At 36.5% G+C, this 9336-nt stretch carries 9 protein-coding genes and 1 tRNA gene; 4 read left to right on the top strand and 6 right to left on the bottom strand.

Going from position 1 to position 9336, the window contains the following annotated elements; translation table 11 throughout:
• Positions 1 to 75 (top strand) — tRNA-Val (locus I3217_RS07925).
• 60 nt (positions 76 to 135) lie between these two features.
• Here the strand turns inward: I3217_RS07925 and I3217_RS07920 are convergent.
• Both I3217_RS07920 and rho read right to left on the bottom strand, forming a co-directional pair.
• Positions 136 to 1419: a UDP-N-acetylmuramoyl-tripeptide--D-alanyl-D-alanine ligase gene (locus I3217_RS07920; protein ID WP_435049221.1), complete on the bottom strand. Its 1284-nt coding sequence runs from the start codon at positions 1417 to 1419 to the stop codon at positions 136 to 138.
• 126 nt (positions 1420 to 1545) lie between these two features.
• Entirely contained in the window at positions 1546 to 3270 is a 1725-nt protein-coding gene (gene rho, locus I3217_RS07915; RefSeq protein WP_435049220.1) for a transcription termination factor Rho, read from the bottom strand.
• A 200-nt stretch (positions 3271 to 3470) separates the two neighbouring features.
• On the opposite strand from rho, the gene I3217_RS07910 reads away from it, so the two are divergent.
• Positions 3471 to 3881 (top strand): DUF4293 domain-containing protein, encoded by a 411-nt coding sequence (locus I3217_RS07910; protein WP_435049219.1) that lies wholly within the window; start codon positions 3471 to 3473, stop codon positions 3879 to 3881.
• A 66-nt stretch (positions 3882 to 3947) separates the two neighbouring features.
• Here I3217_RS07910 and I3217_RS07905 read toward each other — a convergent pair whose 3' ends face one another.
• On the bottom strand, positions 3948 to 4442 hold the full coding sequence (locus I3217_RS07905) for a metallophosphoesterase family protein (RefSeq protein ID WP_435049218.1): 495 nt from the start codon (positions 4440 to 4442) through the stop codon (positions 3948 to 3950).
• 74 nt (positions 4443 to 4516) lie between these two features.
• On the opposite strand from I3217_RS07905, the gene truA reads away from it, so the two are divergent.
• Complete coding sequence (gene truA / locus I3217_RS07900) at positions 4517 to 5266, top strand: tRNA pseudouridine(38-40) synthase TruA (RefSeq protein ID WP_435049217.1); 750 nt, start codon at positions 4517 to 4519, stop codon at positions 5264 to 5266.
• Entirely contained in the window at positions 5259 to 7028 is a 1770-nt protein-coding gene (locus I3217_RS07895; RefSeq protein ID WP_435049216.1) for an ABC transporter ATP-binding protein, read from the top strand. The genes truA and I3217_RS07895 overlap by 8 nt, the downstream gene beginning before the upstream one ends.
• On the opposite strand, the gene I3217_RS07890 is transcribed toward I3217_RS07895, so the two are convergent.
• From I3217_RS07890 to folP, 3 genes are read right to left on the bottom strand one after another with little or no spacing between them, the layout of a single operon-like run.
• On the bottom strand, positions 7025 to 7816 hold the full coding sequence (locus I3217_RS07890; protein WP_435049215.1) for a diadenylate cyclase: 792 nt from the start codon (positions 7814 to 7816) through the stop codon (positions 7025 to 7027). The genes I3217_RS07895 and I3217_RS07890 overlap by 4 nt on opposite strands.
• A gap of 34 nt (positions 7817 to 7850) precedes the next feature.
• On the bottom strand, positions 7851 to 8495 hold the full coding sequence (locus tag I3217_RS07885; RefSeq protein ID WP_435049214.1) for a hypothetical protein: 645 nt from the start codon (positions 8493 to 8495) through the stop codon (positions 7851 to 7853).
• Position 8496: 1 nt separating this feature from the next.
• Positions 8497 to 9270, bottom strand: coding sequence for a dihydropteroate synthase (gene folP / locus I3217_RS07880; protein WP_435049304.1), 774 nt, complete (start codon positions 9268 to 9270; stop codon positions 8497 to 8499).
• Between the last annotated feature and the right edge of the window lie 66 nt (positions 9271 to 9336).

Genomic DNA, 9336 nt, shown 5'->3' with positions numbered 1-9336 from the left:
GGGCGCGTAGCTCAGTTGGTTCAGAGCACTTGGTTTACACCCAAGGGGTCAGGGGTTCGAATCCCTTCGCGCCCACAGTATTAAAAAAGGCTTCTCTTTATGAGAAGCCTTTTTTAGTTTATTATCTTTTCTGTTTTATAAAAGATCTAAAATGCGTTCCAGTTTCATGCCGCGTGAAGCCTTAATAAGCAAGGTGGCTTCCTTTAAGTGTAAGTTGTGAATTGCACTGCTGAAATCTTCAAAAGTGTTGAAATTTATCAGTTTCTCTGAATTAATAGTGCTCTTGGCAAAATGATGCCCTATGGTAATAATCTGGTCTATATTTAATGCTATAGCTAAATTGCTAATGTCCTGATGTTCCTTGTCTGCCTCTTTACCCAATTCGAACATATCTCCAATAATGGCAATCTTAGAAGTTGCTTTTAAACTGGAGAAACTTTCCAGAGCAGCTTTCATACTTGTCGGATTTGCGTTATAGGCGTCGAGTATGATTTGCTGATTTTCTTTTTGAATTATCTGCGATCTGTTGTTTTTAGGATTGTAAAGTTCTATAGCTTTCTGAATGCCTTTTGGCTTTACTTTAAAATATTGACCTATGGCAATAGCCGCAGAGATATTATTGAAGTTATAAATCCCGATTAAATTGCTTTTAATGGTCAAATCGTTATAGGTGCAAACAACTAATGGGTCTGCTGATTTTAAGTCAATTTTTGCATTTGCCTCGGTATCCTCTTTTCCAAAAGTATACTGATCTAAACCTTTGGCTTGTTCTACTTGTTTCGAATCATTGACATTAATAAATGCCATGCCATTATGCTGTCCTAAATAACGATATAGCTCTGTTTTACCCAGAACAACCCCTTCGAGGCTACCAAAACCTTCCAGATGAGCTTTACCAAAATTGGTAATGTAACCGTAGTTAGGTTGTGCAATCTGGCATAAAAAATCAATTTCCTTTAAATGGTTTGCACCCATTTCCACGATACCTATTTCCGTGTTTTTAGTCATGGACAATAAGGTAAGCGGGACGCCGATATGGTTGTTTAAATTGCCTGTGGTAGCAGTGGTTTTATACGTTGTCGATAAAACAGCATTAATTAACTCTTTGGTGGTTGTTTTTCCATTGCTCCCTGTTAAGGCTATAATTGGAATGTTCAGGTAGGTACGGTTAAAGGAAGCTAAAGCCTGAAGGGTTTCCAGTACATTTTCTACCAGAATAGTTTTTTCGGAAGTTTTGTATTCAGCTTGATCTATAACAGCATATTTTGCTCCGCTTTCAATAGCTTTTTCAGCAAAAGTATTGCCATTAAAATTTTCGCCACTTAGAGCAAAAAATATATCATTTTTTTGAAGCGTTCTGGTATCTGTACAAACCGCATTACACGCTAAAAACAGGTGATGTAAATCTTGTATTTTCATGTTATAAAAGTATAAAAAAGCGCGATTTTATATAGATTTAAATTCTGGCTTTTACGAAATATCCGGTTAAAAAAAAGCTACCTGAAAAATCAGATAGCCTTTTTGTATTTTGAATGTTGCTTTTAATTAACTATTCATGGAAATTAAAAACTCTTCGTTATTTCTGGTTTGTTTGAAGCGTTCGTTGATAAACTCCATAGCTTCTACAGGATTCATGTCTGCAAGATATTTGCGCATAATCCACATGCGTTGAATGGTATTGTCGTCTAACAGTAAATCGTCGCGACGGGTACTAGATGAAATTAAATCGATAGCCGGGAATATTCTTCGGTTGGCAATACGTCTGTCTAACTGAAGTTCCATGTTACCGGTTCCTTTAAATTCTTCAAAAATAACCTCGTCCATTTTAGAACCGGTATCTGTAAGTGCAGTAGCTATAATAGATAAAGATCCTCCTTTTTCAATATTACGAGCTGCACCAAAGAAACGTTTTGGTTTATGTAGTGCGTTGGCATCTACACCACCACTTAAAATTTTACCCGATGCCGGTTGTACCGTGTTATAAGCTCGTGCCAGACGTGTAATAGAGTCTAGGAGGATTACAACATCATGACCACATTCTACAAGGCGTTTAGCTTTCTCTAATACGATATTGGCAATTTTAACATGCTCGTGAGCTTCCTTGTCGAAAGTAGACGCAACAACTTCGCCACGTACATGACGCTGCATGTCTGTAACTTCTTCAGGACGTTCGTCAATTAATAAAATAATCTGATATACTTCCGGATGGTTTGCTGCAATAGCATTTGCTATATCTTTTAACAACATGGTTTTACCGGTCTTTGGCTGAGACACAATCATACCACGTTGACCTTTACCTATCGGGCTGAATAAGTCCATAATTCTAGTAGATATGGTGCTTTGTTTTTCAGCGATATTAAATTTTTCTTTCGGGAATAACGGTGTTAAATGCTCGAAAGATACACGGTCTCTAACCACCTGAGGATCCAGACCATTAATTTTATTAACCTTAATTAAAGGGAAATATTTTTCACCTTCTTTAGGAGGTCTTACGTTTCCAAGTACAGTATCTCCTGTTTTTAATCCGAATAAACGAATTTGAGATTGAGATACATAAATATCATCTGGAGAAGAAAGATAATTGTAGTCTGAAGATCTTAAAAAGCCGTAGCCATCCTGCATAATGTCCAGTACACCTTCACTTTCAATAATGGCATCAAATTCAAACTCTGGTTCTCTATAACGGTTACGCGTATCTTTGTTGCCGTTATTGGCATTGTTAGGGTTTTGGTTACCGTTATTGTTGTTTTTTGAATGCTGTTTCTGGTTGCCGGAATCTTTTTTCTGATGATCCTTTTTCTGGCGATTTTGCTGATTGTTCTGGTTAGGATTTCCTTTATCCTCTTTTACCGGAGCAGCAGTTTTATCTTCGTTTACCGGATTAATGGCTTGTTTTTGTGGTTTTTGCTTCTGAGGCTGTTTGCGCTCTTTAGGCGTGTTTTTATTTTGAGGCTCAGATTCTGTTTTGCTTTCTGTAGTTGTTGCTTCGGGAGTGTTGCTTGAAGTTACAGGTTTGGCAGGAATGCGTTTTTTTACGCGTTCACGTTTTGGCTTAGGAGCAGCTTCAACCTTAGGTTTCGTCTCGGTAGCCTCTGATGTTGTTTCCGTTTTAGCTTCGATTACGGCTTTTGGGTTGGCAGCCTGTTGATCTAATATCTGATATACAAGATCGAGTTTTTTTAGGGAGCGAAACTTGGGAACATTTAATTTTTTAGCAATTTCCTGTAGTTCAGGAAGTTTCATCTCTTTTAATTGCGTGATTTCAAACATTGATGTTCAATTGAATATTTGAGTTATATTTTAAATGATGATATTCTAGAAGAAAAATTTATCTTATTCTGGAAGAATTAACAAGCTAAAACCAAGAGTGTTGTAGTTTGTTATTGCAATTATACGACTTTTATTTTAATAATTTATATAAATGTTCTCAAAGAAACTGCTATTTTTGTGCTCAAGTTTGAAAAAAACCGATGATACAACGTATACAAACCATATATTTGATATTAGCAGCTTTAGTATCTTGCGGATTAATTTATGTATTTAATCTGTGGAAAAATGCAGAAGACGCTTTGGTATTTGCTGCTGATAATATTTTGTATTTAGCCTTGTTCTTAGGATCGGGCCTGTTATCTTTAGTAACTATATTTTTGTTTAAAAACAGACAGACGCAATTTGTTTTGTGTCGTCTTAACATCATATTAAACTTTATTTTACTAGGATTTTTCGTGTATCAATCTCTAAATTTATCTGGAGAAACTCAGGTTTCAGAGAAAGGTATTGGGATGTTTCTTCCTATAATTTCTATCGTATTATTAGTGTTAGCTAATAAAGCCATTAAAAAGGATGAAGATCTTGTAAAATCTGTAGATCGATTACGTTAAACCTAACATCTTAGTAGTATTAGTGCGTGTAAAAAACCCGAAGGTTGTGCTTCGGGTTTTTATTTTTTAGCGTTTATTAAACTCTATAACTTCTAAGTCTTTAATTTCTTTTCCTTCTATTTTAAATCGTAACATGGTACGTACTTTATGAAAACCATGGATGCCAACGGCACCGGGATTCATATGTAATAAATTCAGTTTTTTATCGGGCATCACTTTTAAAATATGCGAATGGCCACAGATAAAAAGTTTAGGCGGCCGGTCGTAAATTTCATCTTTAACTCTAATATTATACCGGTTAGGGTAGCCTCCAATATGCGTAATCCAGACATCAACGTCTTCGCACATAAACCTGTTGTGTTCCGGGAATTCCTGTCTCACTTTTGCGTCGTCTATATTGCCGTATACACCACGTAAGGGTTTCAATGCTTTTATTTTATCGGTAACCGATAGGTTGCCAATGTCGCCGGCATGCCAGACTTCATCTGCTTGTTTTACATGTTTTAAAATATCATCGTCCATGTAACCGTGGGTGTCCGAGAGCAAGAGTATTTTTGTCATTAAGAGAATATTGTGAGTTGAAACTACTAAAACTGATTATCTTTGTAGCTTGATTAACAAAATTAAGACATTTCTTGAGATATTTTTTAGAACTTTCTTATAACGGAAAAGCGTATCACGGTTGGCAAAATCAGCCAAATGCCATTTCGGTACAGGAAGTGATTGAAAAGGGATTATCGTTGCTTTTAAAGGCGCCAACGAGTATTGTAGGGGCTGGGCGTACCGATGCCGGAGTTCATGCTTCGCAGATGTTTGCCCATTTTGATACAGAATCATTGTTAAATGAAGCTCAGCTGACGTATAAGCTTAATGCGTTTTTGCCAAAAGATATCGCTATACATCGTGTTTTTAGAGTTCAGCCCGAAGCGCATACACGGTTTGATGCGGTAAGCAGATCGTATTTGTACCGTATAGCCTTGGAAAAAAATGTGTTTAATTTTGAAGAAGCCTATTACTTAAAACCTAAATTGGATATTGATAAAATGAATACGGCTTCCGGAATATTACTGGAATACAGGGATTTTCAATGTTTTTCTAAAAGTAATACCGATGTGAAAACCTATAATTGCGATATAAAGCAAGCAGGTTTTTCGGTTGTGAAAGACGAATTGCATTTTACCATTACTGCAGACCGTTTTTTAAGAAATATGGTCAGAGCAATAGTGGGGACCTTAATAAATATAGGCATTGGCAAGTTGCAAATAGAAGACTTACATCGTATTATTTCTTCGAAAAACAGAAGTGAAGCGGGCTATTCAGTTCCGGCGCAGGGACTGTATTTAACTAAAGTAGAATATCCTGAATCGATATATTTAAATGGATAACAAAACTCAAAATAACAGTGTAAATATTAATTTGTTTAAGCGTCTGCTTAAATATATAAAACCGTACAACAGGGTTTTTATAGGTGTTTTTATCTCCGTTATTTTATTGGCTATTTCTGGAGCATTAAGACCTTATATTCTTCAGCAGGCCATAGATAACAATATCGCAACTAAAACTGTTGAAGGATTTTTGCCTTACGTGTTATTTATGGTTGGCTTGCTGGTGTTCGAGGTCGTTTTTCAGCTTATTTTTATTTTTTATTCCGGATGGCTGGGACAAAGTGTGGTTCGCGATATTCGTGTCAAGCTGTTTAATCATATGCTTACGTTTAAGATGAAGTATTATGATAATTCGTCTGTAGGGTTACTTATCACCCGTGCGGTAACCGATATGGAACGTATTGCCGATATTTTCGGAGAAGGCCTGTTTATGATTTTTAGAGATGCCTTAACCATGATCGTTGTGGCCGGTTTTATGGTTTATATGAACTGGAAATTAAGTTTTATCGTGTTTTTAATGTTACCAGTGGTGTTATATGCAACAAGGGTATTTCAAAAATATATGAAGAAGGCTTTCGAAGAAGTTCGTACTGAAGTTTCCAATTTAAATTCGTTTGTTCAGGAGCGGGTAACAGGAATGAAAATTCTGCAGTTATTTACTCGTGAGGATATAGAATACAAGAAGTTTAAAGTTATAAATGAACGCCATAAAAAAGGATGGTTAAAAACGGTTTGGTATAACTCGATATTCTTCCCTATTGCTGAACTGTCTACTTCTATTACCATAGGTCTTGTGGCCTGGTATGGTGGCCTGGATGTTGTTGTGCGCGAAAGTTCTTCATTAGGAGATTTAACCGCTTTTGTTATGATGATTCCGATGTTATTCAGGCCATTACGACAAATCGCTGATAAGTTTAATACCTTCCAGATGGGAATGGTGGCTGCCAACCGGGTGTTTAAAATTTTAGATACAACCTCGCATATCGATAATAACGGTCAACTGGAGGCAGCTCATTTTAAAGGGGATATTTCCTTTAAAAATGTAAGATTCAGTTATGTGAAAGACGAAGTAGTACTCAAGGATATTTCTTTAGAAGTGAAAGCCGGGCAAACCGTGGCTATCGTTGGTGCAACCGGAGCTGGAAAATCGACCATTATTAATTTATTAAGTCGTTTTTACGAAATAGATAATGGGGTTATAGAAATAGATCATGTAGATATTAAAACCTTTACTCTGGCGTCGTTAAGAGCGCAGATAGCAGTGGTATTACAGGATGTGTTTTTGTTTGCCGATACCATTTTTAATAATATAACTTTAAATCATCCGGAGATTTCTGAAGAGCAAGTGGTGCGAGCTGCTAAGGAAATAGGCGTTCACGATTTTATTAGTAGTTTGCCAAACGGGTATCATTATAATGTTAAGGAGCGCGGGGTAATGTTGTCCTCTGGACAGCGCCAGTTAATTTCATTTCTGCGTGCTTATGTTACCAATCCGAGTATACTGGTTTTAGATGAAGCGACTTCATCGGTAGATTCGCATTCGGAACAGCTCATACAAAATGCAACCGATAAAATAACGAAAGGCAGAACTTCTATTGTTATTGCTCACCGTCTGGCGACGATTAAAAAAGCCGATAAAATTATAGTTATGGATTCGGGAGAAATTGTAGAGCAAGGTTCGCATAAAGAACTTCTTAAAAAAGAAAACGGCTATTATCGTAATCTTTACGAAGTGCAGTTTATGAAAGAACTGACGACTTAAATCAAGTCGTCTTTTATCATAGTAATTAGGTCTGTTAAATCGTCGTAAGATACAAATTCACCATTTTTGAAATAGGAAATTTGTCCGGTTTCCTCACTTACAACAAGAGCCAGTGCATCCGTTTTTTCGCAGACGCCCACAGCTGCTCTGTGTCGTAATCCGAAACGTTGTGGTAAATTCTTGTCGTTATTCACCGGAAGTATTACGCGTGTGGCTTTAATGATATTTTTTGAAATTATTATAGCGCCATCATGCAAAGGGCTGTTTTTAAAGAAAATACTTTCTATAATGGGTTGGGTTACCGTAATGTTCATTTCGTCTCCGGTACGTGCCAGAAAATCCAGATTATTATTGCGTTCAAAAACAATTAAAGCTCCGGTGTGGGTCGCTGCCATTTTAGTACAGGCGGCAATTACAGTTTCAACAATGGAATTTGACAGGTCGTTGGTTTCGGTTTTTAAAAATTTAAGCTGCTTAAACAACTGGCCATTTTTGTTGAAATTAGTCGAGCCTATCATCAATAAAAATTTTCTAAGCTCTTGCTGAAATACAACAATTAAAGCAAACATACCTACACTGATAAAGCCACCAAGAATGTTACTTAGTAGTTGCATGTGAATGGCTTCGGTGATTTTCCAGATGATGTAGATGATTACAATTCCAATGAAGATATTAATAGCTACCGTACCTTTTACCAGTTTGTAAACATAGTAAAGCAGCAAAGCCACTAAAAAGACATCGATTAAATCGATTAAAGTAAATTTTAAAAGGTCACTAAAGATTTCCAAAGGGCAGATGTTTTTGTAAATGTAGCAAAATCACTTAATATATAAATTCGTTTTGATCTATAAAAACGGATGAATGCTTAACGCTTAGCAATGCATCTTTAAATTTTAAGTACTCCTGAAACGTTAGCCGACTGTGAAAATTCAGAATGTATTTTAAGTCTTTTTCAGTCGAGGAATTCAGAGCGTTGATTAATTCGGACTCGGTATAGTTTTTATTCGATATCTGAATCGTGTTTTCTGAAATGTTTATTATTTCAGCTTCCGGATTATGGTCTTTTTTATACGATTCGGCTGTTGTATCCAGATGGAAACGGGTTGTTGTAAAGTCTAAAAAACGCAGCGTTTTATCTTTCGGATTAAAGCCTGTGAAATAATTTTTAGAGCTTTTGTTTTTATGTGAGGCATTTTCTTTTTTTTCCTGTAAAAACATAAGGGTAGATATAAGCTGTTTTAAAGTAAGTCGCTTATCTATGTTAACCAACCAGTTGGTTGTACTAATTAGGTTTTTACGGTTAAGTTCCAGGCTATCCGGTTCTGACGGATTATAAAAAATATAGGCTGGAGACACATCGGTTATTTTTGTGATTTCGGAATGTGTTATCTTGGCGAGTTGTAATTCTTTTTCATTGGAACAACTAAAGCTTAACAAGAAAACAAACAAAAGGGCGGTAAGTCTCATATTAAGCATTTAAGGCATTTAGTAAGGAAATACATTCCATAGCTTCTTTAACATCGTGTACTCTTAATATAGACGCTCCTTTTTGTAAACTAATCGTGTTAATTACGCTTGTACCATTAAGGGCTTCTTTAGCCGAAATATTTAAGGTTTTATAAATCATCGATTTTCTGGACACACCAACCAAAAGGGGTAATTCGGTAAATTGCAGTAATTCGAGTTTGTTAAGTAACTCGAAGTTTTGGGCGGTAGTTTTAGAAAAACCAAATCCGGGATCGATTATACAATCTATAATACCATGTGCTCGCGCCTGAGCGATACGCTCAGAAAAATAGAATAAGATGTCTTGGGTTAAATCCTTGTACGAAGTGTGCTGTTGCATGGTTTGTGGAGTGCCACGCATATGCATCATGATATATGGAACTTTTAGCTGTCCAACAATTTTCAGCATATTGTCGTCCAGATGTCCGGCAGAAATATCATTAATTAAAGCGGCACCGGCTTCAATACAGGCTTTGGCAATAGTACTCCTGAACGTATCAATAGATAGTAAAATGTCTGGGAATGTTTTTACCAGTAATTCCACTACAGGTAAAATGCGTTTCAGTTCTTCTGCTTCACTCACATGTTCGGCATCTGGTCTGGAACTGTAGGCGCCAACATCAATAAATGTAGCGCCTTGTTGAAGCATAAGCTCCACCTGTTTTAGAATGTCAGCTTCATTTTTATAGCTTCCTCCGTCGTAAAACGAGTCGGGCGTAAGGTTTAAAATCCCCATAACGTGAGGAGTAGCAAGATTAATAAGTTGTCCTTTGCAGTTTATAGTTTTTGTCAAAACGGTATT

The sequence above is a fragment of the Formosa sp. S-31 genome, assembly GCF_051172795.1.
Classification (GTDB): domain Bacteria; phylum Bacteroidota; class Bacteroidia; order Flavobacteriales; family Flavobacteriaceae; genus Formosa.
This window is presented reverse-complemented; position numbering and strand designations above follow the sequence as displayed.

Excerpts from the sequence above, each read along its gene's own strand:
- I3217_RS07920 (WP_435049221.1), bottom strand. The coding sequence starts at position 1,419 with ATGAAAATACAAGATTTACATCACCTGTTTTTAGCGTGTAATGCGGTT.
- folP (WP_435049304.1), bottom strand. The coding sequence starts at position 9,270 with ATGGGGATTTTAAACCTTACGCCCGACTCGTTTTACGACGGAGGAAGC.
- I3217_RS07905 (WP_435049218.1), bottom strand. The coding sequence starts at position 4,442 with ATGACAAAAATACTCTTGCTCTCGGACACCCACGGTTACATGGACGAT.
- I3217_RS07910 (WP_435049219.1), top strand. The coding sequence starts at position 3,471 with ATGATACAACGTATACAAACCATATATTTGATATTAGCAGCTTTAGTA.
- rho (WP_435049220.1), bottom strand. The coding sequence starts at position 3,270 with ATGTTTGAAATCACGCAATTAAAAGAGATGAAACTTCCTGAACTACAG.
- I3217_RS07885 (WP_435049214.1), bottom strand. The coding sequence starts at position 8,495 with ATGAGACTTACCGCCCTTTTGTTTGTTTTCTTGTTAAGCTTTAGTTGT.
- I3217_RS07895 (WP_435049216.1), top strand. The coding sequence starts at position 5,259 with ATGGATAACAAAACTCAAAATAACAGTGTAAATATTAATTTGTTTAAG.